26 protein-coding genes and 2 pseudogenes are annotated in these 26,817 nt (G+C 48.2%); 5 read left to right on the forward strand and 23 right to left on the reverse strand.

Going from position 1 to position 26,817, the window contains the following annotated elements; genetic code table 11:
* Positions 1 to 126 precede the first annotated feature (126 nt).
* From VA597_RS05015 to VA597_RS05060, 10 genes and pseudogenes are all read right to left on the reverse strand, one after another.
* A complete protein-coding gene (locus tag VA597_RS05015) occupies positions 127 to 678 on the reverse strand; it encodes a hypothetical protein (RefSeq protein WP_326975405.1) in 552 nt (183 codons plus the stop codon).
* A 285-nt stretch (positions 679 to 963) separates the two neighbouring features.
* The gene (locus VA597_RS05020; protein ID WP_326975406.1) at positions 964 to 1,719 is read right to left on the reverse strand and encodes a DUF4366 domain-containing protein; all 756 of its coding nucleotides are present in this window, start codon (positions 1,717 to 1,719) and stop codon (positions 964 to 966) included.
* The gene (locus VA597_RS05025; RefSeq protein WP_326975407.1) at positions 1,706 to 1,954 is read right to left on the reverse strand and encodes a DUF4315 family protein; all 249 of its coding nucleotides are present in this window, start codon (positions 1,952 to 1,954) and stop codon (positions 1,706 to 1,708) included. Before VA597_RS05025 ends, VA597_RS05020 begins: the two co-directional genes overlap by 14 nt.
* A 20-nt stretch (positions 1,955 to 1,974) precedes the next feature.
* Entirely contained in the window at positions 1,975 to 3,702 is a 1,728-nt protein-coding gene (locus VA597_RS05030) for a C40 family peptidase (RefSeq protein ID WP_326975408.1), read from the reverse strand.
* 34 nt (positions 3,703 to 3,736) lie between these two features.
* Positions 3,737 to 6,115: a VirB4-like conjugal transfer ATPase, CD1110 family gene (locus VA597_RS05035; RefSeq protein WP_326975409.1), complete on the reverse strand. Its 2,379-nt coding sequence runs from the start codon at positions 6,113 to 6,115 to the stop codon at positions 3,737 to 3,739.
* On the reverse strand, positions 6,042 to 6,500 hold the full coding sequence (locus VA597_RS05040) for a PrgI family protein (protein WP_326975410.1): 459 nt from the start codon (positions 6,498 to 6,500) through the stop codon (positions 6,042 to 6,044). Before VA597_RS05040 ends, VA597_RS05035 begins: the two co-directional genes overlap by 74 nt.
* Complete coding sequence (locus tag VA597_RS05045) at positions 6,501 to 6,908, reverse strand: DUF3848 domain-containing protein (protein ID WP_326975411.1); 408 nt, start codon at positions 6,906 to 6,908, stop codon at positions 6,501 to 6,503.
* 16 nt (positions 6,909 to 6,924) lie between these two features.
* Positions 6,925 to 7,794: a VirB6/TrbL-like conjugal transfer protein, CD1112 family gene (locus VA597_RS05050; RefSeq protein ID WP_326975412.1), complete on the reverse strand. Its 870-nt coding sequence runs from the start codon at positions 7,792 to 7,794 to the stop codon at positions 6,925 to 6,927.
* A 62-nt stretch (positions 7,795 to 7,856) separates the two neighbouring features.
* Positions 7,857 to 8,072 (reverse strand): Maff2 family mobile element protein, encoded by a 216-nt coding sequence (locus VA597_RS05055; RefSeq protein WP_326975413.1) that lies wholly within the window; start codon positions 8,070 to 8,072, stop codon positions 7,857 to 7,859.
* Positions 8,073 to 8,112: 40 nt separating this feature from the next.
* Positions 8,113 to 8,952 (reverse strand): annotated as a pseudogene (locus tag VA597_RS05060) (VirD4-like conjugal transfer protein, CD1115 family); the annotation flags it as partial.
* A 464-nt stretch (positions 8,953 to 9,416) separates the two neighbouring features.
* Here VA597_RS05060 and VA597_RS05065 point away from each other — a divergent pair.
* From VA597_RS05065 to VA597_RS05075, 3 genes are read left to right on the forward strand one after another with little or no spacing between them, the layout of a single operon-like run.
* Positions 9,417 to 10,634 carry an ABC-three component system protein gene (locus VA597_RS05065; RefSeq protein WP_326975414.1) on the forward strand — a complete coding sequence of 406 codons (1,218 nt, stop codon included), beginning with the start codon at positions 9,417 to 9,419 and terminating at the stop codon, positions 10,632 to 10,634.
* Entirely contained in the window at positions 10,618 to 11,106 is a 489-nt protein-coding gene (locus tag VA597_RS05070; protein ID WP_326975415.1) for a three component ABC system middle component, read from the forward strand. The genes VA597_RS05065 and VA597_RS05070 overlap by 17 nt, the downstream gene beginning before the upstream one ends.
* Position 11,107: 1 nt before the next feature.
* Positions 11,108 to 13,084 carry a DUF3732 domain-containing protein gene (locus VA597_RS05075; protein ID WP_326975416.1) on the forward strand — a complete coding sequence of 659 codons (1,977 nt, stop codon included), beginning with the start codon at positions 11,108 to 11,110 and terminating at the stop codon, positions 13,082 to 13,084.
* A gap of 61 nt (positions 13,085 to 13,145) precedes the next feature.
* On the opposite strand, the gene VA597_RS05080 is transcribed toward VA597_RS05075, so the two are convergent.
* Complete coding sequence (locus tag VA597_RS05080; protein WP_326975417.1) at positions 13,146 to 13,346, reverse strand: transposon-encoded TnpW family protein; 201 nt, start codon at positions 13,344 to 13,346, stop codon at positions 13,146 to 13,148.
* A 45-nt stretch (positions 13,347 to 13,391) separates the two neighbouring features.
* The gene (locus VA597_RS17725) at positions 13,392 to 13,580 is read right to left on the reverse strand and encodes a hypothetical protein (RefSeq protein WP_442872794.1); all 189 of its coding nucleotides are present in this window, start codon (positions 13,578 to 13,580) and stop codon (positions 13,392 to 13,394) included.
* Positions 13,581 to 13,904: 324 nt separating this feature from the next.
* On the opposite strand from VA597_RS17725, the gene VA597_RS05085 reads away from it, so the two are divergent.
* The gene (locus VA597_RS05085; protein WP_326975418.1) at positions 13,905 to 14,159 is read left to right on the forward strand and encodes a type II toxin-antitoxin system prevent-host-death family antitoxin; all 255 of its coding nucleotides are present in this window, start codon (positions 13,905 to 13,907) and stop codon (positions 14,157 to 14,159) included.
* Positions 14,152 to 14,487 (forward strand): type II toxin-antitoxin system RelE/ParE family toxin, encoded by a 336-nt coding sequence (locus VA597_RS05090; protein ID WP_326975419.1) that lies wholly within the window; start codon positions 14,152 to 14,154, stop codon positions 14,485 to 14,487. Before VA597_RS05085 ends, VA597_RS05090 begins: the two co-directional genes overlap by 8 nt.
* A 50-nt stretch (positions 14,488 to 14,537) precedes the next feature.
* Here the strand turns inward: VA597_RS05090 and mobQ are convergent, their stop codons facing one another.
* The 11 genes and pseudogenes from mobQ to VA597_RS05145 form a co-directional block, all read right to left on the reverse strand.
* Positions 14,538 to 15,971, reverse strand: a complete 1,434-nt coding sequence (gene mobQ, locus VA597_RS05095; RefSeq protein ID WP_326975420.1) for a MobQ family relaxase — start codon at positions 15,969 to 15,971, stop codon at positions 14,538 to 14,540.
* Positions 15,972 to 16,186: 215 nt separating this feature from the next.
* On the reverse strand, positions 16,187 to 16,402 hold the full coding sequence (locus VA597_RS05100) for a DUF3847 domain-containing protein (protein ID WP_326975421.1): 216 nt from the start codon (positions 16,400 to 16,402) through the stop codon (positions 16,187 to 16,189).
* A gap of 11 nt (positions 16,403 to 16,413) precedes the next feature.
* A complete protein-coding gene (locus VA597_RS05105) occupies positions 16,414 to 16,845 on the reverse strand; it encodes an RNA polymerase sigma factor (RefSeq protein WP_326975422.1) in 432 nt (143 codons plus the stop codon).
* Between the two features lie 104 nt (positions 16,846 to 16,949).
* Complete coding sequence (locus VA597_RS05110; protein ID WP_326975664.1) at positions 16,950 to 17,363, reverse strand: RNA polymerase sigma factor; 414 nt, start codon at positions 17,361 to 17,363, stop codon at positions 16,950 to 16,952.
* 412 nt (positions 17,364 to 17,775) lie between these two features.
* A complete protein-coding gene (locus VA597_RS05115) occupies positions 17,776 to 19,002 on the reverse strand; it encodes an MFS transporter (RefSeq protein ID WP_326975423.1) in 1,227 nt (408 codons plus the stop codon).
* Positions 19,003 to 19,080: 78 nt separating this feature from the next.
* Positions 19,081 to 19,728 carry a TetR/AcrR family transcriptional regulator gene (locus VA597_RS05120; RefSeq protein ID WP_326975424.1) on the reverse strand — a complete coding sequence of 216 codons (648 nt, stop codon included), beginning with the start codon at positions 19,726 to 19,728 and terminating at the stop codon, positions 19,081 to 19,083.
* Between the two features lie 204 nt (positions 19,729 to 19,932).
* On the reverse strand, positions 19,933 to 22,551 hold the full coding sequence (ppsA, locus tag VA597_RS05125) for a phosphoenolpyruvate synthase (protein WP_326975425.1): 2,619 nt from the start codon (positions 22,549 to 22,551) through the stop codon (positions 19,933 to 19,935).
* A 20-nt stretch (positions 22,552 to 22,571) separates the two neighbouring features.
* Positions 22,572 to 23,201 (reverse strand): TetR/AcrR family transcriptional regulator, encoded by a 630-nt coding sequence (locus tag VA597_RS05130; protein ID WP_326975665.1) that lies wholly within the window; start codon positions 23,199 to 23,201, stop codon positions 22,572 to 22,574.
* A 239-nt stretch (positions 23,202 to 23,440) separates the two neighbouring features.
* Positions 23,441 to 25,273 (reverse strand): recombinase family protein, encoded by a 1,833-nt coding sequence (locus tag VA597_RS05135; protein WP_326975426.1) that lies wholly within the window; start codon positions 25,271 to 25,273, stop codon positions 23,441 to 23,443.
* A gap of 64 nt (positions 25,274 to 25,337) precedes the next feature.
* Positions 25,338 to 26,328 (reverse strand): annotated as a pseudogene (locus tag VA597_RS05140) (type IV secretory system conjugative DNA transfer family protein); the annotation flags it as partial.
* Positions 26,325 to 26,816: a PcfB family protein gene (locus tag VA597_RS05145; protein ID WP_326975427.1), complete on the reverse strand. Its 492-nt coding sequence runs from the start codon at positions 26,814 to 26,816 to the stop codon at positions 26,325 to 26,327. The gene VA597_RS05145 and the pseudogene VA597_RS05140, both read right to left, overlap by 4 nt.
* Position 26,817: the final 1 nt, after the last annotated feature.

Genomic DNA, 26,817 nt, shown 5'->3' on the forward strand with positions numbered 1-26,817 from the left:
CCTTTCTGCATTGGCATACAAAAAAGGGCAACCGATTTCTCGATTACCCTTGCATGACAGCAATTATTTACTTTGAGACGCTGACATTCCAGCTCCTGTAATGCTCATTATGGAAAGTGTGAAGGCTTACCGTCCGACTGTAAGCTCCCGTGCCTTATTGAATTCATCTACACGTTTTTGATCGACTTTCATGATTTCTTCGCCGGGAAGCATATCTGGATTGAATACAAGGTCGTAGTCCGGATCTTTGGGTTTATATTGATTAACTCCGAATGCAACGCTGTTTGCCGGAATGCTCTTGGTAATAATCGCACCCGCCCCAATGACAGTATCCTTGCCAATGATGACCGGCCCTAAAATCTTGGCCCCGTCCGCAACTATTACATTCTCTGAAAGAATCGGACTTCCTACGTTTTCCCACTGTTTGTGGATTTTATTGTATCGCATATTTGAGCCGATTGTAACGTTCTGATAAATCACAACGTTCCTGCAAATTTTGGCGGCTACAATTGTACAACCGCGTGCATGATGTGCGAAAAGAGCACTCTTATCCATATCAGGACAACGAATTTCGCAGCAATAACGTTGTTCCAATAAATTTGCGGCTTTTGCCTTTTCTGCCGGATCGGCAGAAAAACAGTTGATTTTCAAAAGTTCCTCAAATGTCATCTCTTCCATAATAATAACCCTCTATTCTTGCTTATTCACAAACCGATAATTCTGTTATAGTTCTCCAGATTCAGTCGGGAATTCATGCTCAAGATATTTTAACACACGCGCTCATCTGAAACAAGCCGGAACATCATTGGTCCGGCTTGTCGGCTTTTGATGCGATGAGAATACCTCGGTAACAATCATGAAAATGTTCAGGATGGCCTTTCGGCGGGGCGGGAGGTCGTTCCTCCCGCCTGTACTGCGGCTTTTGAACCATCATTCGCTCGAAAGGGCTGTCGGTGAAAAAGGTCACTCGTCCTCACGCTCCGTTTCATCATCGGAAGTTTCCGGCTCATCTTTTTGCTCTGCTTCTCCGTCAGGTGCTTCCGGTTCGACTTCCGGCCCGGTTTCGTTATCTTCATCTTCGTCCCCGGCGTAATCGTAATCGTCCGGGTCGGGCCTATTCTTGTCCTTTTTACCCGGCTTGCGGAATTTGAAAAACCACACCGCCGCACCGATGAGAACGGCTGAGAGCACGGCAATTGCCGCAATTCCGGCACTGCTGTTCTGCTTTTCCGGCTGGGAAGCAGATGAAGTTGTGGGCGTCGATGCGGTCTGTACGGGGGATGTTTCCGGTGTAGAACCGGTCTTGGACGAGGAAGAACCGGAAACATCCTCGCCGTCGCTTTTTGCAAGCGCAAGCAGATCCTTGTCCGTCACGGCGTCGAGGAAATAGACGTTTTCGGCGTCTTTTTGACGGTCGATAATCAGGTAAAAGACGTGCTTACTCGGCGTGGTAACGGTGAAAAATTCCTTACCGTCCTCGTTGGTCACGTTGTCGATCACCGTTCCGGTGCCGTCCGGCGTCAGCGGCTTGAGAACTGTTCCGGACGACGTTGTGGATGATGATGTCGACGACATGGTGCTGCTCTGTGCGGCACTGGAACTGCCCAAAGCCGGAGAGTTCGTCCCTGTGCTGGCGGCGAGAGCGTTGACGGAAAAAGTCGCCGTGCAGGACACGGCGGCTATCAGACAGACCAGAATGCGAATTTTAGATCTCTTCATGAATATTTTTCTCCTGTTTGTTTTGATCGAATACGGGCCGGTTTTCGCGGGATGCTTTCATGAGCGCCGACAGTTCCTCCGCCGTCATGCCCATGCCCCGCACAAGGCCGACAATATCGAGATTTTCCAGCTCCCGGCGCTGCTTTTCCAGTTCCTTCTGCCGGTTTTGCAGCGCGGAGATTTTCTCTGTGTTTTTTGCATACTCGGCGTCGATTTTCTTGAATTTCGAATTCACGGTTGATTCCTCCAATCTGTTTATGGGTTCGGTAAACACCCGAACGTGTAAAAATGGCTTTGCCAGTAGTTTGTGTTGAGGTTCGAGTAGCCGATGGGGTCACCGGCCGCGAGCATCATGCCGTTTCCGACGTAGATGCCCACGTGGGACACGCCGTCGGTATCGTAGGTGTGTTCAAAGAAAACAAGGTCACCGGGTTTAGCGTCGGCGGGAGAAACCGGAGTGCAGATGTCGCAGAGGCCCTGCGCCCCAAGCCGTCCCACGTTCCATCCACTGTGATTGATGACCCACGACACGTAGCCGGAACAGTCGAACGAGGTTTTCGGGCTGCTGCCGCCCCAAACATAGGGAAAGCCGATATATTTTTTGGCTTCCGTCATCATGGCGGCAAACCGCGCGTCCGTCATTTCCTCCGGGGGGATGTCGTACTCCGTGGGCTTTTTGACGGTGGATGCGTTCGGATAGGCCGACGTGGGGAACAGGTCGGGCCGGTTGCCGAGCGTAGACATGTACATCGAGTACACGCCGATCTGATCCTCGTTCATAATGGAAATAGGTAAATGGGACAAATCTTCGTTGTGCAGCTTTACGTTGCAGACGGTGTAGGTATAGGGAACCTGACGGGTCTCGGTGTGGGTCGTGCCGTCCGGGTCCGTCACTGTACCCGTTTCCGTTCGGTAGCGGGTTTCCGTCTCCACAGTCTGCGTCAGTTGGTATTCTCTTGAGAACAGGGTGGAAAGCATGTCCCGGACTTCATCCAGCGTCCATTCACCGCCGTGCCACGCCGTCAGAATCGAGATCAGCACATAGGGGTCGTGGCCGATTTTGTCGAGCGTATAGTGATATTCGTCGTACCCGCCGTGCCGCTGCTCATAATGGTCGATTTCGTTCTGAAGGTCCGCTTCCTTTTGGGCATAAGCGGCCTCCGCGCCGAGCATGGCGTCGTCCGTGGAAGGATAGGTGGACGCGGTAACGCCGGACAGCGCGCCTTCCAGCAGAATCGAGCTGGAGGACAGGACATTCAGAAGCAGGACCAGTACCAGAAAAACACCTGCGGCGATCAGAAAACCGTTCCGGTGCCGCGCGACAAAAGCCGCCGCCCGCTTGCTCTCCCGCGCCGCCGTCTTTGCCGCTTTAGAAGTGTTTTGGGCGGCTTTCCCGGCGGAACCTGTAAACTGCCCGGCCCGTTTCGCGGCGGCGTATTGCTTTTTGACGGCCCGCTTTTGCCGCCAGTGGGCCAAAGGATTGCCGGAGGGCTGCGGATTGTCCCGCGCGGCCTTTTTCTGCAAATAACCGAGGTTGGCACGGTCGAGCCGCTTTTCCGCTTTGGCCGATTTTCGGTAGGGTGTCAGCTTGTGGGAACGATGGGCGCTGCGCGCCAGACGCCCGCCTGTTTCGGCGGCTTCCTCACTTTTATGTGCGGCCTCCACGCCGACGTTTTCATCCTCGGACTGCCGAATTTCCCGATGAAACTGCATCAAAACGGCGTTTCCGGGCGCGTCCCGGACGGCATGTGTGAGTTTGGACGGCTTTTTCTTGTCCACTTCCTCAAATTTCAGGCGCGTCGTGACCTTGCCGGTGGCCGGGTCAACGGCGGGCTGCCGTCTTAAAGCGGTCTTTTTCGGGACTTTGGCCTGTGCGCGGTCAGCTTTTACCGCCGCTTTCTGCTCTCTGCGGACAGATTTTTTCAATACAGGGTCGGTTTGTTCCTCCTTCGTGAATTGCAGGCGGGGCGCTCGTTTTTCCATCACAGTCACCTCCTGTCCCGCCGAGCGCGGACGCTCATGTTGCCGCCACTTCCTGCGGCTTAGTGGTCATAATACGGTACAGCTCCGTGTCTTTCGGAAAATGATCGATAAACGGCAGAATGACGTTGCCGTAGAACAGCAGCCCCTCGCCCTCGCCGGAATGGGTAACATAGGAAAGCTGGTGCGGCGAAATGCCGAGCTGCTTGGCGAGAATCTGACGGTCGCCGGACGCCTGATTGAGCATATAGATGTAATCCGAGTTTTCAAAGATGTTCTCGATTTCCCGTGAGGAAAGCAGGTCCTTGATGTTCTGCGTGATCCCGGTCGGAATGCCGCCCCACTTGCGGAACCGCTTCCAAATTTCCACGGAATAGGCGGCGGTCTGTTCCTCTTTTAAGAGCAGATGAAATTCGTCGATATAGTAGCGCGTGGATTTTCCAACGGCCCGGTTGACGGTGACGCGGTTCCAGACCTGATCCTGCACGATGAGCATCCCGATCTTTTTGAGTTGCTTGCCCAGCTCCCGGATGTCATAGCTGACGACGCGGTTTCTCACGTTCACGGTCGTGCGGTGGTTGAACACGTTGAGGGAGCCGGTGACGTAGATTTCAAGCGCCGTGGCGACGTACTGCGCTTCCTTTTCGTCCTGCCGCCGCAATTCGTTATACAAATCCTCCAGAACCGGCATGTTCTCCGGGCGCGGGTCGCTCAGGTAATTCCGGTACACCAGCCTAACGCAGCGGTCGATGACCGTCTTTTCCACCGGCTGCAAGCCCCCATTGCCGCCGACGATCAGTTCGCAGAGCGACAGGATGAAGTCCGATTTCAAAGATAACGGGTTTTCTTCCTCGGAATAGTTGAGGTTGATGTCCATCGGGTTGATGTAATCGGCGGACGCGGGCGATATTTTGATGATCTGCCCGTGCAGGCGCTCGATCAGCGGGCCGTATTCGGCCTCCGGGTCGCAGACGATGATGTCGTCGTTTGTGACGAGGAACACGTTGGCGATTTCGCGTTTCGCCGCGAAGGACTTGCCAGCGCCCGGTGTGCCGAGAATCAGGCCGTTCGGGTTTTTCAGCAGCTTCCGGTCCACCATGATGAGGTTGTTGGAAAGAGCGTTCAGCCCGCAGTACAGCGCCTCGCGCCCGGTCTGGAACAGCTCCTGCGTGGTAAAAGGGATAAAAATGGCGGTGCTCGACGTGGTCAGGCCCCGCTGTATCTCAATTTGGTTGTACCCCAACGGAAGTGAGGACATCAGCCCTTCCTCCTGCCGGAAGTCGAGGCGGGTCAGCGCGCAGTTGTATTTCTGCGCGAGGGAGCTTGCCTGAAATATGTTGTTGTCGAGCCGCTGCCGGTTTTCGGCCACGTTGAGGACAAGGAAGGTCACAAGGAACATGCGCTCGTTGCGGCTCTGTAAATCCTGCAACAGCTTCTTCGCTTCCTCGCCGTAGGTGGCAAGGTCGGAGGGGATGATGTCCATGTCATACCCGGAACGGATGGCCTTTTTCTGTTCCTGAATCTTCATGGAATCAAGGTCCGTGATTTTTCGCTTCACCGTCTTGATGGCGCTCACCTGGTCGATGGACTGGATGTGCATGGTGACGATGAGGCTGGATTCCATGTCGAGAAAATCGGCCAGCATCCGGTCGTTCAACTCCGGCGCGAGAATTTGCAGGAATGACACCGCCCCAACCTGACGCCCCATACCGAACATATTTCCGCTTTTGAACTCGAAGGAAGACGGTGCGATGAAGTCTTTGACGGAGAGGCCGGAAGGTGCCAGCCAGTCCCACGAAAAGCGGAATGGCTCCGGTGTGTCCATGCGGAAGATGTCGTGCAGCAGCCGCAGACGGTCCGCGCCGTTCAGCGAAGAGGCTGTCACGCCGAGATGTTTGAAATTGTTCAGAATGTCGATCTCGATACGCTCCAGCCGGGGCTTGGCCGCTTTCAGACTGTCCGCTTCAATGCCGAAGGTCAGGTACTTGGTTTTGATGAGGCCGTTGTTGCCTTTGGCAAGCTGATTCCGGAGCATTTCCGTATATTCCGAACGCAGGCTGTCGAAATCGTCGCTCTGAGGCGGGATGGTGACGCTTTTCGCAAAGCTGTCCCGTGTCGCGGAAAGGTTCAGAAACGAGAGCTGAAACTGGATGGAGCTGTCGAAATAGTTGAGAAAATCGCACCAACCCTCGAAAATGGAGGTCTTGTCCTCATTTTGGTTGAGCTGATAGTTAATGTCCTGGAATTGAATTGTTTTGGTGTAATAACTGTCGGTTACACGACAGACGCCGTCCGGAAACATACGCTCGAACGGAATGCTGTCCTGTGCCGACTGCTTTTTCTTATCGGCCTGCCGCGCTCTTTCGACGGCGGCTTCGATCTGACGCCTCTCGGCGCGGGACAGGGACCGATTCATGGCCGGTCTTTGCTTTTTTACCGACAATCTGACGCACCTCCTTGTCTAACTTGCTTTGCCGTGCGAGCACGGCGTAAAAATTGTTGGTCCGATAGGGCCTCTGCTTTGGCCGGAGAAACAGCACACGGGTAATGTTGCGGACGATTTTTTCCATGGGCAGACCGTTTTTTTCATACACGGCCGTCAAGAAAAACGGCAGCATGACGAGAACCATGCAGAGGGAAGCGGCTCCTGCGCTGAACCCAGCAAGTCCCTTGAGCAAAAAGAAAAGCGGTACGCCCACAAGCGCGCCGCCGCTGAAACAGATAAGCTGCCGTTTTGTTAAATTGAACAGAACCTTCGTTTTCACGGCGGTCAGGTCCTTGGGGACGGGAACGTAAGCCATTTATCGCGCCTCCTGTTTTTTTGTCGGGCGCGCGGTTTTCCCGGCAGTCTCGGCGGTATGATGAAGCTGTTCCAGAACGGACGGCTTTTCCTTCCGTTCGTAGTCCCGGAGCGCATCCTGCTTATCGAATACCTCGTCGAGCGCGAAGCTGAAATCGCTCAGATCTTCCGTGCGTTCCAGCCACTTGTCCGCAACGACCTGTAAAGGGTTTTCAAATAGGAGAAGATAGTCGATTTCCTCCGACTCAAAGCCGTGGCTTTCGGTCAGATAATAATGGGCATCTTTGATCGCGGTGATCTCGCGGGAGGCATCTATCAGTTCCGCTTTGTTCTTTGCCTCCCACGTTTTCCGAAAATCCTCAAGATTGGCGTCCAGCCGGTCAAAAAGCTCCTGTAATTTATCCTGCATTGAAATATCACCTCCGTCAATGCGCGTTAAAAATTGATTTTGCAAGGCTTCCGGTCTTAAAAAGCGTGAAGCACAGCAGCACCGTGTAGCCCATGCAAGTCCAAATTGCTTTGCTGATGTCCGTGCTCACGCTGATGCTTTTTACCAGAACGGCGTAAATCGCCACGCAGACGATGATGAGAAAACCCTGAAATCCCAGTGCGAACAGGGAGCGCAGGTAGTTTTGGCCCATGCCGCCCGATTCCCGGTTCAGCATCGTCGCCATCGGAATCGGCGCGATGGAAGTGGCTAAATAAATCTCGATCATCCTCCCATACACGATGATGAAAATGCAGATCGTGAGCGCCCACATGGTAAAGCCCACGAAAATGCTCTGGAACCACAAGCCGAACAGGGGGCCGAGGTCCATTGCCATGAGCCGTGTCTGAAGGTTCGCCGTGACGGAGCTGATGTCGATGGACGTGTCGGAAACGATGATTCCCGCCGCGCTGTTGACCACGCTCTGCGCCACGTCAAATATACCCATAACGATGTTCCATGTGTTGGTCACGATGAGGGTGGCGCAGGCCGTTTTGAAAATCCAACGGAAGAAAACGGCGCTTTCGATGTCGTGAAAATTGTTTTTGTCGGTGATAATCTGAATCAGCTCCAGCGTCATGACGAACGCGAGGATCAGGCCCGCGATGGGCATCATGACGTTTTCGGACAGGGTACGGATCATGTTGTAAATGCCGGTGTTCCACGCCTGCGGCGTCGTTCCCACCTGAGAGGCGATCTGTCCGACCTGACTGTTCACGTTGTCGAACATGCCCGACAGGTTGTTTATGATGCCGCCGACGAGTATTTCTTTTAGCCATTCGGTAATCTGCTGCTTGATAAAATCCAAGCGGCATCACCTCCTTTCCCGCGCCTCCGGAAATGGGGGCGCGGAGTGTTTTGGCGTCGGCATCAGCCGAACAGGCCCGAGAGCAGAGGAACCAGCGTAATGCCGATTAGAGCTACGCCGCCGCCCGCCATGAGCTGTTTAATGCCTTGCGATTTCGCTCCCGGATTGTCGTTGCCGTACCCTTCCAGAAGGTTGATCGCGCCCCAAATGGCAAGGCCCGCGCCGAGGGCGATCACGAGAGTCTGGAGAACGCCGATTGCGGAATGAAAGAAACTCATAATGTACCTCCTAATTCTGGTTTTGAATATAAAAAAGCCGCTATTCTGCGGCTTTCGGTTCCCCGGAGAGGTCAACGGAATATGTGTTGAACACATCGTCCGGTTTCGGTTTTAATTTGGTGGAAAGAAACTTTTCAATAGGAAAAGCGTTGCGTGGATCATAGTCGGACAGGTACTTGTAGTTCGGATGCTTTGTGATGTCGTACTTGTCCGAAAGGAAAGGCCGGACGCCGCGAAGCTGGAGGATGCACTTGCCGCCGTCGAGGACGGATAGCTCATCGACCGAAGCCAAATCCTTCCCCAATTTTTGATAATTGAGGCTGTGAGAAACCTCGCGGCCACGGCTTTCGCCGGTGTTATAGGTGTCTATCGTCTCTTTCCCAAGAGATTCGGTCAGTTCTTTTAAGGTCGTGCGTTCTTTGCCGCCGAGGAAGATGGCGCTGTCGCAGTTTCCGATGATCGTGTCGGCGTTGTCCTTGTAGAGAGCTTTGAGCTGGCTCTGCGCCTGCAAAACAAGGCAGGCCGAGATTTCACGGCTGCGGATGGTGGCGATCAGCTTTTCAAACTTGGGAATCTGCCCGATGTTGGCGAATTCGTCAAGCAGGCACCGGACATGGACGGGCAAGCGCCCGCCGTACACGTCGTCAGCCTTTTCGCATAACAGGTTGAAAAGCTGCGTATAGGCCATCGACACTAAAAAATTAAAGGTGTCGTCCGTATCTGAGATAATGATGAACAGGGCGGTTTTGCGGTCGCCCAGCGTGTCCAGCTCCAGCTCGTCATAGGCCGTCAGGTCACGCAGCTCCTGAATGTCGAAGGGTGCCATTCTTGCGCCGCAGGAAATAAGGATCGACTTTGCTGTCTTGCCAGAGACGAATTGTCAAGAACTTTTTCATCAAAAACTTGTTATGAGAAGAGATTTACCTGATACTATGGTGAGGAGAGTGATGGTATCACCATCTGCTTGGCTAGTATATTGACATTTTCCAATATAAGTATGATAAAATCTACATATTAAGACATTTATATTGGATATAAATGGCGAATATGATATAATGTCATTAAATTATCTTGAAGTGATTGTTATATTGTGGAGGTTTAGTTTTCGGTTAATCCTCTTTGATGATTGATGGTGATAATCTCAATATCTCATCACACTGCTGCCTATAGCTACTTATTTGGTGCCGGGTTGGATGAAGAAAACCGATTACATAATCAACCTTAGCAAAGCGATGAATAGGACATTGCTGCCCATAGGACAAGTGATACATGAGCACAAATAAATGGACAGTGGGTTGCAAAGCAGCAACAAACAAAAAACAATTTTGACAGGAGGAACAATTGATGGCTAATAACACGCATGCTGTGGGGCAATTACAGGGCTACATGCTTCAGGTAAGGCATATGCTCTTTGAGTTGATTTCACTTGATGATATTGTTGTTAGCGTTGAAGCGTTGGACGATGTTGCTGTCCAAAGGATTGATGGTGCTGTTACAGCGGAGCAAATCAAAAGCGTGACATCAGGAAATAATCCAGTAACTGACCGTTCAGTTGTTATGTGGAAGACACTGTACAATTGGTTTAACTATATCCGCAATGGTAGCCTCGTGCTGGATAAAACAATATTCCGTATGATCGTTGTGTCTTCTCACGAGCTTGAAGTTGGTGACGCTGTAGTTCAATTCCATAAAGCCTCGTCTATAGAAGATGCAAAGAAGGCATTAACCGCGGCGAAATTGAGCATATGGGGAAAAGATAACACATTAAAAAATGCTGTTCCTTCTTCTTACAGACAATATCTTGATGCTTTATTTGCAGATGAGAATGAGGATTTGGTGGCTCAAATAATTGTGAAAATGTCACTTGATATTCACAATAATGATTACGATGAAAAACTAATAAAAAAGTTTAGCGGTCAGACTATCCCAGCCGAATTTGCTGACAACCTATTTGTGCATATGCTCGGTTGGGTGAATAATAAAGTGAACGAATATTTAAAACAAGGTTCACCTGCAATTATCACAAGTGAGGAATATCGCAATACCTTGATTGCACAATGTCGTATGTATAACCAACGGAACTCGATCCCTGCGCTTTCGAGGGAGATTAATTCCGATGAAGCTCGTACAGAGGTCGAAAACCAAGATGTTTATATTCAGCAGCTCGATTGGATTGAAATGGATTTTGATGATAAGTTAGAGGCTGCAAGCGACTATTTGCGTACAAAGGCAGAAGCTACAATAAGAGCAGAAAAAGGGTTATTTACCCCTCAAAGCTTGGACGAGTATAATAACAAAATCTGTCGGCTTTGGAAGTCTAAACGCCAACAAGTTCTGCTGTTGCCTGCATATTCTGATGTTGCTAAAGGACAACAGCTTTATGCACAGACGAGCGAAGCAGTAAGTAGATACACTCTTGAAGGTAGTGATACTCCAAGTTTCTTCGGGAGCGGAACATTACAGGCTTTGGCAAATGAGCCGAGCACGAAACCTGAAATTGGTTGGCATCCAAAATATCTAGACATTCTCAAAGGTGGTGTGCAGAGTGAACGAGCTAAATAGAGAGGTATATCTTGTGCAAAATCCTGCTATTGGAGCGGCGATACTTTGGAGTTTTGTTCGCGGTTATTACGATAGAGAAAGCCAACAAGTTCCTTTTCCGCTACTGTTTATTGTTCTTCCTATCATATTTAGGGGGGATTTGAGGGATGTAATTAGCTCAACTAACAAAACGTCGGGCTTGCAGAAGGTTTCCGAAAAACTGTTTGCAAATAAGCAGGCAGATCTACTTTGGAGTATTCAAAATTCAGCCGAGCAGTATAAAGAGCTAACCTTGTCTTCAATAAATATTGCCTTGTCTGCAAATTTAATCAGTATTTCTAGCAAGACAGCGTTAGTGATGCCAATTCAGACAGAAACAAAGAAAATGCCGAAGTCGTCTGAAAAATTGCTAAAACAATCCCAAAAATTAGGAATGTGGTGTTCAGCGCTTAGCTTGCATGAAATTAGCATACTCCTGAAAGTGAGGTTTTAATATGAAATTTTCAATCAACTCTTTAATCCTTTGGGCGCGCAATAAAGAGTTTGGATATAGGTCTGTTAAGTTTGCTGCTAGCGGTGTGAGCATTATAACAGGGGCTTCACGAACAGGAAAATCTGCGGTAATACCTATTATAGACTACTGCCTTGGGGCAAATGAATGTACTATACCCGTAGGTATAATTCGGGATTCTTGTTCTTGGTTTGGTGTTCTTTTCGACTTGAAAGACGAACAAATGCTAATATGCCGCAAAGAACCAGGTCAACAAAAAAGCACAGGAGAAATGTTTCTGGTAAGAGGTAAAGATTTAGAGATACCAAGTGAAATCGAAGAGCCAAACGTTACAGTTATTCAAGTTAAAAACATTTTAAACGAACTCTTTGCATTATCTTTTATCGATATAGACCCTACGGCACCTGATAACTTTACATCGCGACCATCATACCGCGACTTAATGGCATTTATTTTTCAACCGCAAAATGTAATTGCGAATAATAGAGTGCTATTTTATAATATCGAAAAAATGGAACATAAGAAAAAACTCATAAATATCTTTCCATACGTTTTGGGCGCAGTCAATTCTGACACATTAGCGGCTATGCAAGAGCGTGATAGGCTAACTAAGGAGCGAGATAAATTAACTCGGGATTTGGACAATATAAAGAATGTGTCAGAGGGCTGGAAGCAAGAGGTACTTACATGGCTTTCTCTTTCCAAGGAGTTAGGATTGACCGATTTTAATGCAGATGAGACTACTGATTTTGGCCTACAAATTGAGGAACTGAAGAGAATAACCAGTAAAAACGAAAATGATTCATCTATTATTGCAGCTAACGTCACAGATACCTCAGAAGAGCTTTTAAAACTTCGAAATGAAGAACAGGCCTTATCAATGAAATTGTCTGAAGCACTAAAACGACACGAGGCGATGAAGGAGCTTGATGACTCAAAAAAGCGTTATGATGAATCGCTACGAATTCAGAGAAATAGATTGGATGTATCAGGTTGGCTACGCGCATTATCGAGCAATATGACTTGCCCGATTTGTGGTGAAACTCACAATGAGTCCAATAAGACACTGGATGAACTTTGTGATGCTATATCAGAAATCGAAAAACAAGCTGGAATAGTTCAAGGGATATCTATTTCATTTGATCGCGAATTCAATACAGTCAAAACTCAGATTGATGATCTTACCGAAAAACTTTCTGCCATTCGCAGGCGCATAAGCGAAGAAAGCGCTAAATCCCAACACAGCGCCAATATGAAATATACTTTAGCAAACGTTTCTCGTTTTCTTGGAAGAATGGAATTTGCTATCCAGACTTATGAGCGCATTGGTACAGATGGTGATTTGGAAGAACGACTTTCTCAGCTAAATGACAGAATTGATGAGTTGAACAAACAGTTAAATGATGGCGCACGTGCCGCAAAGGAAAAAGCCGCTTTATCATTTATTCAACAGGAGGCAAATGCACTCATTAAGCAACTGGATGTTGAGCATCCTGATGACCCTATTGAATTTGATAAAACTAATTTAACTATTAAGGTTAAAACTGCAGATGGGCGCGATAACTATCTATGGGAAATGGGCAGCGCTTCCAACTGGCTCTCTTATCATATTTCAATTAGCTTGTCGTTCCAAAAGTTCTTCCAAGAAAGGGGAAGTATCGCAGTTCCCAATATTCTTGTTTTTGACCAGCCCAGCCAAGTGTATTTTCCCCGAAGAGGTATTCAAGAGGGGAGTACAGCAGCAGAAGATGCCAAGTTGATACAGGACGAAGATAAAACCGCAGTAAAGAAATTATTTACTGCTTTATCTACTTACGTCAGCAATGCGAAGTCTGAAATTCAGATTATTATATTAGAACATGCTGACGAGGATATTTGGGGCGGACTTGATAATATCACGCTCGTTGAAAGATGGCGTGGCGATAAAAAACTAATTCCAACTGAGTGGATATCCCGATAAATGAATAAAAAAGCCGAGAACCCCCTTTCCTCGATTTCCGGCCTAAAGATGCTTGTGGGCTTTATAGCTGTTGCATCTCATTGCGGAGCATCCGCTTAATTTTGTCGCTCATGGTTTCCAGATTGGTGGTACTGAAATGGATCGTCACCTGGTAAGTGGTCTTGCCTATTTTCTTTAAAAACGTGGGGCATTCCTTTTCCTGCTCTGGTATAGAAGGCGTGCTGTTCGCAGCGCTGATGTTAACTTCATTTTCTTCGCTCATATAACTTCCTTTCGTCTCAAAGCCCTCAATCCATAGGACAAAAGGCTACAGCGGATCATGAGTTTTTCTTTTGGCCCGTTTGGACAGATAATGTGGGCAGCACATCACAACAGACCGGAAACTCTGCTTACAGCCGTGGACACATTTCCGGCAAAGCGAATTGTATGTCATTCGGTTTCGGTGATTTAAGAAAAACTGCCATTCCAGCTTGCATTTTTTGGTCATTCTTGGCATAAAAGTCCCTTCTTTCAGTGTTGCGGCGAATAAACGGATTTTCTGTAGCTTCTCGGTGCCATTTTCGAGCAAAATCGCCCACGTAAGCCCCATTTGTTAACCGAAATGTAATGGGGATAGGGTAAGACATGCAAATATAAAATGCTGTATTTTGGTATCGTTTTAGGACGTTTTTTACTGCTCATCATCGCGTCCTCAATCTCGGGGTCTATTCGAATAGGTAAGTTCAGTAGCATTCATAGAACTTTCTTTAAGATGACGTCAAATATTACGTTGAATTTTACGAATAATAAGAGTATATTTATAGTTTGGGAGGTGCTTTAAATGCCAAATATCAAGCCCGTGTCCGATCTGCGAAACTACAACGAAGTTTTGCGGGGGATTGCGTTTGGTGAGCCGGTCTACCTGACAAAAAATGGCCGGGGACGTTATGCAATTGTTGACATTGAAGAATATGAAAAGCTGAAAGCCTCGCTGAAACTCCTATCACAGCTTGCAAAAGGCGAACAGTCCGGCAAGGAAAAAGGCTGGATGAACATGGAGCAGGTGGAGGCACTTTTGGAGCAGGAAAATGGTTGAGCTGCGCGTTTCCCCGGAGGCAGTAAATGACCTGCGGGAAATTCGGCAGTATATCGCTGCTCAGTTGGACGCGCCGGTCGCTGCCCAAAAGCTGGTTTCCCGAATTCTACAATCCATGCGTAGGTTGGCGGATTTTCCTGAAAGTGGCCCAAACCTGTCATCCGTACTGAATATTGAAACCGACTATCGCTTTCAGGTTTGTGGGAATTATCTGATCTTTTACAGGGTGGAGAAGCAAACCGTGTTTATCGTCCGCATTCTATACGGTAAACGCAATTATCTGAAACTGTTGTTCGGGGAACAGCCGCTTCAGACATCAGATAACTGAATTCACCAAACTGCAAGAAACGCCGTATGGGGAAACCTGTACGGCGTTTTTTATCGTTCCGACTCCCGTTCTCGGTCAATGCGTTCCTTTGGTCGGGCAAGCTCGTCGGCTGTTTTGCGGATTTTCTCCACGGCCTGAATATCCGTGCGCATGGCTTTCATCTTTTGATATAAAGTGCCATTTTGAATAGTGAGGCGTTTCACTTCGCCCTGCCAATGTTTTGGCGTAATTTTTTCACTGGACGCTTTCAGTTCGTCCAGATACCGCACGGCGGCATCATACAATGCAAGTTCCACGCTGTGCGCATTCTGAAACTTTTGTTGTGCTTTCGGTTTAAGGGCAGCGAATTGCTGACGGAAAGCCTTATTGTCGGCGTACTGTTTCCACATGGAAAGACGTTTCTTCAATCCATCAATCTGGCGGGCAGTGGTGGCAATCTCGCCGCGTAGGCCGTAATATTCCGTCTGCATGGCGGTCACTTTTGCGTAAAGTTCCTGCATGGAGGAAATGCCGTTTTCCTGTAAAAAGTTGAACAGAGCGGCGCTCTCTGTGAGGGCCTTAACCTTGCCGTATCGAGTGGCGGGCTGTGCTGCGGCCTGAACCTGTTGAAGCTGTTCCCAAATGCTTGGTTTTTGTTCCGGTTGGGCCGCCTGTTGTTTCGACCAGTTATAGAGGTGGGTAATGCGGGCCTTGATTTCTTTCAATAGCCTGTTCTGCGCGGCAATTTCCCGATTGACGATGCCTTTCTCGGTGGAGATGCCCCGGCGTTCCATCTGCGTGGCCGCGACGCCCATATGAACGGTTGGAATTTTCTGTACGCCCTGCCGGATATAGCTGCGGTAGTCGATTCGCTCTGACCGGCCAATCTGCTCCAATGCGCGGTTACAGGTATCCGCCCACGCCGCCCGCCACACTTCGGCTTTGCCCGGATCGTTCCAGTCGGTGGTGTTGACCCTGTGACTTTTGAAACTGCCGCTGGGGAGTGGAATACGCTGACCGCGCTCGTCAAGGTCATACTCCTTCCGGCACTTCGCGCCCCACTCGCCACGTTCGTTCAACGGGCGCAGGGTAAGCATAATATGCGCGTGCGGGTTTCCGTCGCTCTTGTCATGAATCGAAAAATCCGCGCACATGCCGGTAGTTACAAAAGTGTCCCGGACATAGGCGCGGACAAGCGTAATTTGAGCTTTTCGGTCAAGCTCTGCTGGCAGGGCAATCTCGATTTCACGGGCAAGCTGGGCGTTGCGGCTTTTCTCTATTTTCTCCACGCTGTTCCAGAGGGTGGCGCGGTCAAAGAACTCCCGTAGGGCATGGGCTGGAAGAAGGATTTCGGAATAGACTACGCCGCCTTTTTTCGTATAATCATGGGTGATGTCATCCCACTCGTTTGTGAACTTTTGTCCGCTGCGGTAAGCGGCGGCGGCAACGGCGCTCCGGCCTTCGCTGCGTTTGATGATTTTGATGCTGCAATGATAAATTGCCATAGGCAAGAATCCTTTCATCACAGATATAACAAAACCTCACGCCGGGTCGGATTGTCCGCAGAGAATTCGATGCGACATGAGGTTACGCAAAGAGTTTGGGGAGCGCAGCTCCCCATCGCGTCCGAAGGACGCAACGGCCTCGCAGAGCGCACGGCACCCGAAGGGTGTATAAGTGCGCCCTTGGTATAATTACACCAAGGGAATATGACGGCAGCTTAGCGCCTTTTCTCCAAAAATTCCTTGACCTGTTCGCCCGTCATGGGGACAATCTCAGGAAAGATGCTTTCCAGAATGGCCCCGCGTTCAATGAGTCGGTGTGTCCGCGCTTTACGCTCCGTGTCTGCTTTCCGGTTCAGTAGAATTTTCTGCCGGTTTTCAAGCTGGCGGATTTTTTTCCGCACAACTTCCGGCTCCGGCTTTTGTGTTGACATATCGGTCTCAATCACTCCATCCATTTTTTCTTCTCAAAATACCGTCTGAGATTTTTTACGCCTTTCCTTACGGAATCGCAAACGCCGCTGCTGTTAACGCCCTCGGCGCGGGCAATCTCCACTTTCTTCATACCGAGAATGTAATGCGCATACACGCGCCGCGCCTGAATGGACGGCAAATGGTTAAGAGCTTCATAAAGCTGTTGTAGCGAAACCATTTGCATGAGAATTTCTTCGGGCGACGGCTCCGTGTGTAGAATGCTGTTTTCGATGCCGTCGTTGCAATCCAGAGAATAGTAGGCTTTGTGCCTATATGTCCTCTGGTGGTAATTGTTTTCCTGACGAGTAGCTAAAAGAAAGGCTCCGGCGATTTCGTCGCTGACCTCGACAAAACAGTCTTCATTGAGAAACGGGTAATACTTGCGCAAGTTGATGGTGGGCATACGGCTAACCTCCAAACAGCACGAGGGGACAGACAGCTTAAAGCTGCCTGTCCCTTTTGCGTGTGTGATAGGGCAGAAAACCCTTCACACGGTTAGCCTGAAAACTAAACTTCGTGGATCAATTTCAAAATCTTTTTACACTTTTTTCGGACCGCCTCAATGGAATTCCAGACGGCGTATTTTGAACAGCCGCAGATGTTACCAATTTGTGCACAACTGAATCCATCCAGCGCGTAAAGGAAGAATCTTTGGCGTTGAAGCTCCGTGCAGCTTTCCAACGCTGTCATAATTTCACACAGGGTTTCCTTGCGGCAGAGCCACTCTTCCGGCGTTTCATAATAGCTCCTGCTGCACTCATGGGCGACAATGTATTCGTCAAACTCGCGTCCATCCCAATGGCGGCGCTGTTCATGGAAAAGATTCTCGGTTTTGTGATCTGCTCGATCAAGATATTCATGGACTTCAACAGTCACTTCCACGGCTACGCTTTGCCCATGGATTTTGATATGTACCTCCATGATTTTTCTGTCCTTTCTGAATGATTTGGAAATCCAGAAGGGACGGCGGGGGTGAACGGCAACGAGGTAAAGGAGCAAATGAAAACAAAAAAATGCCCGATGGGAAAGTATCCCAAAAGGCAAGCGATAACTGATATTTTTCACAGATTGAAAAAAGGTCAGAATTATCCTTTGAAAGTTTTAAGCTTTTTTTGAAGCATCAACGCCTGTTGGATAAAATCTGCTGTCCGCCGGTCACGCTCGGCCGCATGGAAGCGGCCAGTAAAGATTCTGGGTAATTCGGATCAACATAAAACATCCTCCAAACCCACAGGCTCGGAGGATTTGTACTTAAAAAGAGTATGCGAAGTGTCCCACCAAACCCGTGTTTTTTTTATTTGGTGGGATTACCTCAATTCTAACTAAAATATTTCTATTTTGATTTGACACATAACCGTATAAGCAAAATACATGTACCGGTGATTGCAAAAAAAGCGATACCAGTTATTAAAAACCAGAAACTAACACCACTTTTTTGTGCTGTCGGCCCGGCAATGATAAGCCCCAGAGGCATTGTTGCCGACATGAGGCTATTCATGACAGAGAAGGCCCGCCCATGTGCTTTTTTAGGAATGCTTTCCTGCATATATGAAATGTACGGAATATTGTATAGATTTCCGCTGGCTCCTAAAAGGAAGCACAGAACGACATATATCAAAAATCCTGTGTTATTCTGCGGTAGAATGCCACATAAAAAAGAAGCTAATCCTATCCCAAAGAGTCCCATGTTTATAACGGACATTTTATCTTTTATTTTTCCAACAATACCTGTCAAAGCAGAGCATATCAACATGCCACCGGCATAACAAAACTGGACAATACCTGCTTGCAATGCAGATTTATGAAAATAACTGCTGGTCATCAGTGGGAAAAATGAAGAGAGGGGCATATAAAAGACCATCCCCACTACGGCGGAAAGGGTAACAATCAGGAGCTTTTTGTCCCGGAGAAATACAGTAAATCCTTCTTTCATTTCTTGTGAGAAGTTCGGGGCTTGATGTTTGGCTTGATTTAACTCAGGAATTTTAATAATTCCTATCGATACGCTCGCAACAACAGCGCCGATTAAATCAGATAGCAAAATGATTGGCAATGGTATCAATGCATACATTGCCGCACCTAAAATCGGCCCTAACATCAATGTACCGGACTGCATGAATTGAATCCATCCATTTGCCCGAATAAGATCCTGCCTTGGTACAAGAATCGGTATGATAGACTGAATGGCCGGAGTATAAAATACATTCGCTATTGCACGAATACCGAGGACGATACATGCTGACCAGAACGGTGGAGTGCCCAATAGAAAAAAGATCGCATAAATTGTAGATACGATTCCGATGAATAAATCCGCAAAGATGACAACATTCTTCCGCTTTAAACGGTCGATCCAAACTCCTACGAACGGTCCTAAAAGCAATTGCGGTAAAAATGCCAGCAAATTAGCAAACGCCATCAGCATTGGCGACGATGTTTTGCTTGCAACCCACCAGACTAATGAAAACTGGACCGCATAACTACCGATTTCGGAGACGGCTTCACCCATCACAATAATGAGAAACTTCTTTTCCCATTTATCACCCATTTCTATGTTGTGCATTATAATCCCTCTTTATAATACCAACGGTTGGTATGTAAATTGTTTTAAAATAATAGCTATCCAATTTTAGAATAGCTATTACTTATCGATTGGAATCAAATACAAATTATCTAATGCCTTTAGGATTTCCTTGTCAAAAAGCGGAACCCCTATTTTGTCTAAAAGATTTTTTATGAATGTTATTTTGTCTTTTAGCTCATTAGGTGTCCAAGAATACATCCAAGGATTTATCCAAACATTAAAAAATAACAATATCATCTGTGCCAGTTCATGAGGCTGTGACGTCTTTATGGAGCCGTCATTCATACCTTCTTCGATTACAGCAGTCAATAGGTCTGACGCCGAGCCCATTGTATCCCGCATATGAAGCGCTAAAAGCTGCGGATTTTTTAGAAAAGATGGTGTCGTTTGGTCAATTGCCTCCTGCTGGGCCGAGGTAATGGAAAATAAAATCATTTTCTGCAGTTTATCGATCCCTTTTAGGTTGCTATCATTCGCTATTGTCTTTATATCGCCAATACCACGGCTCGTCATCCTTTTGTTGACAGCTTCAATAATCTCTTCTTTGGATTTGAAATGGTGATATATCGCTCCCTTGCTCAAATCCCCGAGTTCGTCGATAATATCCTGTATTGTGGTATGCTCATAACCTTTTGACATAAATAATTTCATTGAGGTGTCGAGTATACGGTTTACTGTTACTTCGGGATATTTATTTCGAGACATAGATCCAGCTACTTTCTATACATACTTTTGGTATGTATAATAGCAGATTCATTACCATTTGTCAAATTATTCTTTCATGAGTGCAAACACTGAGGCAGGATTATATAGCAGCTGGGCTGTAACAGTATGTACACCGCCGATATGCTCCTTGCTGCCTATCGGCGGCTTTCATGGCTTCCAGCATTGAAAGGATAACCTCTCCCATTACAGTATTTCTACATAACCTTCCGTTCCATTTACACGGATTCGCTGTCCGTCTTTTATCAACTTGGTAGCGTTTTCTACGCCTACTACCGCGGGGAGACCGTATTCTCTTGTAATAACCGCGCCATGGCTCATCATCCCGCCTACTTCCGCTACCAAACCCTTAATGGATACAAATAGCGGAGTCCAGCTCGGGTCGGTAAAAGAGGTTACCAAAATATCACCTTCCTCTATTTTCGCGTCCTCCAGCCTTAAAACAACCCGCGCCCGTCCTTCGATTACACCCGACGACACAGGCACCCCTGCCAACGCACCTTTCGGAATGCTGCCGGTGTCGTATTCGCTTGTAATGATCTCTCCCTCGGACGTCATCACCCTGGGCGGCGTCAGTTTCTCATAAACTTCATAATCTGCTTTGCGCCTTTCGATAATGCTGTAATCTAAGCGGTTGGTCTTAACGACTTCCCGGAGTTCCTCCAGGGATAAATAAAAGATGTCATCTTTTTCACGAATTACTTTATTTTGCACCAGCTTGCCGGCCTCTTTCAGCAGAGCCGTTTTATAAACGGCGTAACGCTTTATAAAGCCATACTTGGGATATTCCCGGTAGCCGATTAAATTCCGCATAACCCGGATCATTTTCTTGGCCTTTTTCGCTTTTCCTTTACCGCCGGGCAATTGCTCAAGACGCCTTAAGAGTTCCTGTTCCTTCTGTTTTGCACCCAACAGCCCTTGTTCAAATTTTATCCTGTGGGCATTGGGCCCAAAATTGTTAATGTTACTGAGGATCATTGGAATAAGTGCGGTCGGTTGTTCATTCCAACGAGGCCTGGTGATATCGACTTCTCCGGAACAACGCATGCCGTATTTTTCAAGGTATTCCCGTATGGCTTTGATTACGGCGTCACCGCCCTCCAAGCTTGCCAGATCGTCAAAAAAGCTCTCGTCCCTGGCATGAGCAAAGTATTCAACCACCGCCGGATATTGCCGGACTACGTCCGCAACATCCAGAAGCTCAAGCCCCATTTCGGATGTAACGTTGTTGTCTACCGATTGAGAGAGCACGTCGACCGCACCTTTTTCGCCCAACCACTTTCCTATTTCCTTGTTGATCCAATTTTCGGCCATAATTCCCACCAAGGTTGCTCCCACGCTCTTCGGGTCGGCCATAATTTCTTTCAGTTGTTTGCGATCCTGTAAAATAACATCGAACAGCTCGTCTCCGGATACTTTTGCTATTCTTTTCTGTAAATTCCTCACAGAGGCCTCATTCTTGGAAATGATCTCTTTAATGACTGCTGCATCTTTTCCCCGATAAAACCTTAAGGCCTGAGACAAAAGCTGTATCGACATTCCCTCCGTTCCTATGGCTTTCTTTCCGTGGGGCAGGGTCTTTATAAATTCTTTTCGCTTTGCTAAATTAAACATGGCTTTTTTCATTAATGGGTCGACCTGGCCAAAAGAAGTCATTACGATTTTTCTACCCGTTGCTGAGGCAAAATCATGGGTAACATCGTAAAATAGCCTTCCTCCTGCCTTTTTTAACGGAATGGTATCCGATAAAAACCGGACGAATGACATACCCAAAGGCTTGATTGCTTCTGTCATCACCTGATGATGCCCGAAGGATATATATACATGATTTTTTCCGTCATCCTCATCCGGTACCGGATATAAGGTGGTTATGGGGCGGCTTTGAACGATATAGAATGTGTTTTCATACAGGCACCATTCAATGTCCTGCGGACGGCCAAAATAGCCCTCGATTTTTCTGCCCATTTTTTCAAGTTGTAAGATCTGCTGATCGTTAAGAGTCTGGATATTCTGCTGGCTAGGTTCGATCCCGCGTTCTTCCGTACCGCCTTTTTCCAGAGCGTAAACAGCCAGTTTCTTGGTGGATATCTTCTTGTCAACGATACTGCCCTGCCGAACTTTATAAATATCTGCGTTCACCAAACCGGAAACCAGTGCCTCGCCAAGACCGAAGCTCGCGTCAATCGATACAACTTTTCGATTGGATGAAATCGGATCAGCTGTAAACATGATTCCGGCAGCCTGCGGGAAGACCATACGCTGTATGACAACTGAAAGATACACCTTGCTATGGTCAAATCCGTTTTGAATTCGATAGGTTACAGCACGGTCGGTAAACAAGGACGCCCAGCACTTGCTTACATATTTAAGAATGGAATCTTTTCCTTTAATGTTCAAATAGGTATCCTGCTGCCCCGCAAAGGAAGCTGTCGGCAGGTCTTCCGCGGTGGCGCTGGAACGCACAGCATAGGCATTGTTTTCTCCAAGTTTTACGAGATGGTGGGCAATCTCTTCATCGATATCCTTTGGAATTGTAATCCCCTCGATAACCTTTCGGATTTCCCCGCTGATCTCTGCAATTTTTTCTCTGTCTTCCACTTTTACAGAAGATAACTGATCCATCAATACTTTCAGTTCAGCCGATTGCCCGATAATTCTTTTATATGCCTCGGTAGTAATGCAAAAGCCTTCTGGTACTCGTATCCCTTCAATTCTTGACAGTTCCCCTAGGTTGGCGCCTTTCCCTCCGACTATCGCAAGCTTTGTTTTATCAATATTCTTAAAATCAAGAACATAGGAACTCATAAAATCCCCCTCCATTCCCATCAGATGTATTTCTCTTTGTAAAAATTTCTTTTAAATAGATTCAAACATTCGTCGACTTCTTTACACAAGACGTCAAGATCAACCTCCGCATTATTTTGCGCTTTCACTAAATATCCGTCGACAAAGCAGGAAAGTATTTTCAGAACCAGCTTCGGATCAATACCGTCTTTGAACTTTGAGGCATCCATTCCGTCAAAAGTAATTCTGCTTCTCATTTCAACACATCGGTCACTTGTGAGAATGGTTTTTATATCATCCTTTACTTCACTATCATTTTCAAAATACATGCTGTCTAAAAAAGAAAGCATCGGCGGATGCTGTTTCATAATAGAAAGTTCAATACTCGTCGAAAGCTTAATCCTGTCAAAGAAATCCGTAACGCTGCTATCAAATTTTTCATTGATTTCATTCATTAATGCTTGCATACAGAAATCAAGTAAGTAGAAATATAGAGACTTTTTTGTGCCAAAATAATGAAATACGGATGCTTTTGCAATCCCGGCAGCAGCTGCAATATCACCTATAGATGCCTTTTTATAACCGTTGGCGCCAAAGCAGGCAAGGGCAGCATCAATAATCATATTTTGCTTTTCGGTTGATAGACTAGAAAATTTCTCCAAAACAATCACCTCGTCAATATGAGTAATCAAATCGGGCAATAAGCCAAACAGCTTAAATAACCGATTCGGTCAATAACATAACAATAGCACAAATAACCGAATCGGTCAATAGCACATTTCAAAATAATGCTCATGTCTCCTTCAGTAAATTTTAGCGGCAACCGAATTCTTAACTAATAAGTATGATACATTTTTCCTGGTTCTTAGTAGTTAATTCCATAGTTGCAGGAGCAAGTTTTTATGACTGGCTAACTATTGGCGGGAACAAACACGCCCTTTTCCATGTCCTCAGTACGCAGGTCCGCTTTTCTGGTCTCAATCTCGGCCTTTTTCGCCGCCTTCATTTTATCCTCATACTGTTTTTGCTTACCGTTGGCCTTACGCCGCAGATAGTTTCGGTGCAGCCTATCCCGTCGTTCTTCTTTTTGGCGCATTGCTTCCTGTTCCTCCGGAGCTAAATTGACTTCCCTGAAGTGGGGCGGCATGTATTTTCCTACAAAGTTGAAGTAAATCTCGACTTCCTGCGTGGTGTCCTGACAACCTTTCCGGTCACGCTCATGGACAACGATTTTTTCCACAAACTCATTGAGCATGGTGGTAGTCAGGGTATTGAAATTTTCGTACTTGTCAATCAGAGCGATAAATTTCTCCGTGGACTGCTGTTTGTGTTCGTATCCGGAAACGACCTGTTCCAATTCTTCGATTTCGCCGGAAAGCTCGTCCTGCTCGTCGGCGTACCGCGCATCAAGCGTAGTGAAGCGCGATTCCGGCAGCTTGCCAAGAATTTTATCCTCATAAATCTGGCACAACAGCTTTTCCAATTCTTCCGAGCGTCTTTTTGCTTCTACCAGCCGCTTCTTTTTCTGCACAATGCCGCCGGACTGCTGGGAAACCTGTGCTTCACTTACCGTCCGGATGAATTCGGCCCGGTCATTTTTGGAATACGCCGCGATGGCGCGGAGCGTATCGGCAATCAGGGTCATGACCACATCGGCGTTAATGCGGTGCTGGGTGGGGCAAAGCGTTCCGACAGGAACCTTGCTGTATTGGGAACAGGTATACTGAGAAATGCGTTTCCCATTGTTGGTGCGGTGGACGTACATCTTGCCACCACAGTCGGCGCAGTACATGAGGCCGGTCAAAGGATGCGCTTCGCCCCAGCCGTCCGGGTAGCGCCGCACGTTGCCCCGGATGCGCTGAACATTGTCAAAGGTCGCTTGGTCAATAATGGCCTCATGGGTGTTCTCAAAAATCGTCCATTCGCTTTCATCGACATAATGGCTTTTCTTGTCCTTGAAGTGCTTGCGGGTCTTGAAATTGACCGTATGTCCGAGATACTCCCGCTTTTTGAGGATGTTTACGATAGTGGAAGAACCCCAGCCGTAAATATCCTTGAAAGCCTTGTTTTTGTTCACGCCCTCGCCATGCCGCGCCAAATGAACGGCGGGGATTTCCACTTTGTCGGCGGTTAGCTGCTGGCTGATCTGATACGGGCCGTGCCCGTCCATCGTCATGGCAAAAATGCGGCGCACCACAGCGGCAGCTTCCTCGTCCACAATCCATTGCTCCCGTTTCTCATCCGCCCATAAGTACCCGTAAATAACAGTGCCGGTCAGGTGCTTGCCGGTCATGCCCTTGGCCTTGAAAACGGACTTGATTTTCCGGCTGGTATCCCGAACAAAAAATTCGTTCATGATGTTCCGAAAGGGAGTGAAATCGTCATCGTCTCTGGCGCTGTCCACGCCGTCGTTGACAGCAATCAGACGAACATTCTTCTGCCGCAGAATCTCCATGATCTGGCCGACTTTGAGATAATCGCGCCCCAAGCGGCTCATGTCCTTCACGATGACAGCCTCTACATGTCCCGTCTCGACTTCCTCCATCATGGCAGTAAAGCCCGGGCGGTCAAACCGAGTTCCGCTTATGCCGTCGTCGGTGAAGTGGGTCGGGCGCGGAAAGCCGTTTCGCCGGGCATATTCCTCCAGCATCTGCTTCTGGTGGGATATGCTGTTGCTTTCGCCTTGTAACTCGTCATCACGGGATAACCGTTCGTATAGCGGGGTGATTTTTCCGTTTCCCATGCTTACGACCTCCTGTATGTAAAATGCTCTAAGTATACTCATCAACCATGACAAAAATCATGATAAATAAGCCTCTTAGAGCATATAACACCCGCCGCCAGCTTGTATTTCTTATATTGCCGGACGGCGAAGTGGTTTGGATTTTCCTTTTCCAGCGCCTCGAACATGAGATCCACGGGATTTTTGAATTCTTCGTCGTCTTCTCGAACTTCCGAAGCGTTGATAAATTCGATGAGCGTGGCGAAATTCTGTTCCTCCACCGGGGCCTCATAGTGGATGTAGCCGATGAGCGCCGTATACAAAAGTGTCTCGGCTTTCACCCAAAAATCATCTCCTTCCTTGCCCTCGCCCTTGGTATTGGTGATGAGCGCCGTGACCAGCTTCAAGATGTCTTTTTCCGAATGGATGTATGCGAAGGGATTGTATCTCATGGACTTTTTGAAGTTGATGGTGTTGAGGATTTTGATTCGGTAGCCCCTGCGCCGCAGGAGATTTCCGCACTCCACGACAATACTGCCCTTCGGGTCCGTGACCACGAAGCTCGTCGGATAATCCTTGGAATCGCACTGCATCAGGTTCGGCTTGATGAAAAATCGCGTCTTGCCGGAACCGGAGCCGCCGACGACCAGCACATTTTTGTTCCGCGACGTCTTGGGGTCCTTGGGTCGGCTGTTCATGGTGAGCCGTTCCGTCTGCGTGAGAAGGACGTTGTTTTTAAAAACAGGATCGATGTACGGCTTAATATCCTCGGCCTTGCCCCAGCGGGCCGAGCCGTATTCCACGTTTTTGCGGAACTTTTTGGCGTTCCGGCCTTTGACGTAAACCGCCAGCCGGAGCGCGGCGGCGAGAAGAACGCCCACGCCGAGGTCGGCCGGATAAAAGCTCGGCAGCGGAGAGGCAAACGCGGCGGTGAGGCCGTCCATCAGGTGCAGGAGCTTCCCCGAAGCGTCCGCGCCTGCGGCCAGCCGCCACGCCTGCCCGAACTTGGTGGCGAACAGCGCGGCAAACAGGTACGAAAGATTCATCAGGAGCAGTTTTTTCGTTTTCTTACTCATCGCGCCCGCTCCTGTTCCTTGTGTTTTATCCGGTCAACGGTATTCGCCTTGACCAGATCCTTGAACTGCCGGAGCCGCGAAAGGACTGATGGCCTTTTCGCCCGGTTCACCGTTTTGGCCGTGAACTCGGTGAAAGCGGCAGTGAGCGCGTCCGCGTCCCGCGCCTTGAAAAAGACAAGATATTTCGGCGGCGAAACGCTGCGGTCCTTTTTGACGGCGTAGTCCACGCCATACTTCCGCGCCACGCGGTCAAAGGAACGAATGTTGCTGTCGGTAATCTCGATGTTCGACACGCCCGCGTTCTGCCCGACAAGCTGCTTCACCGTCTGCCTGCCGTGGGGGACCACAGGACCGGCGCGGGCCTTGGCGTTTTTCTTTTCTTTCCGGTGAGCCAGATACTTGGTAATCGCCATTTTGAGCACCCGGCCCGTGAGCTTCGTGCCACTGATGATGAGCGTCACGGAGCGATTTTCTATTTCTTCCTGCAAT

Source organism: Caproicibacter sp. BJN0012 (assembly GCF_035986805.1).
GTDB lineage: Bacteria > Bacillota > Clostridia > Oscillospirales > Acutalibacteraceae > Caproicibacter.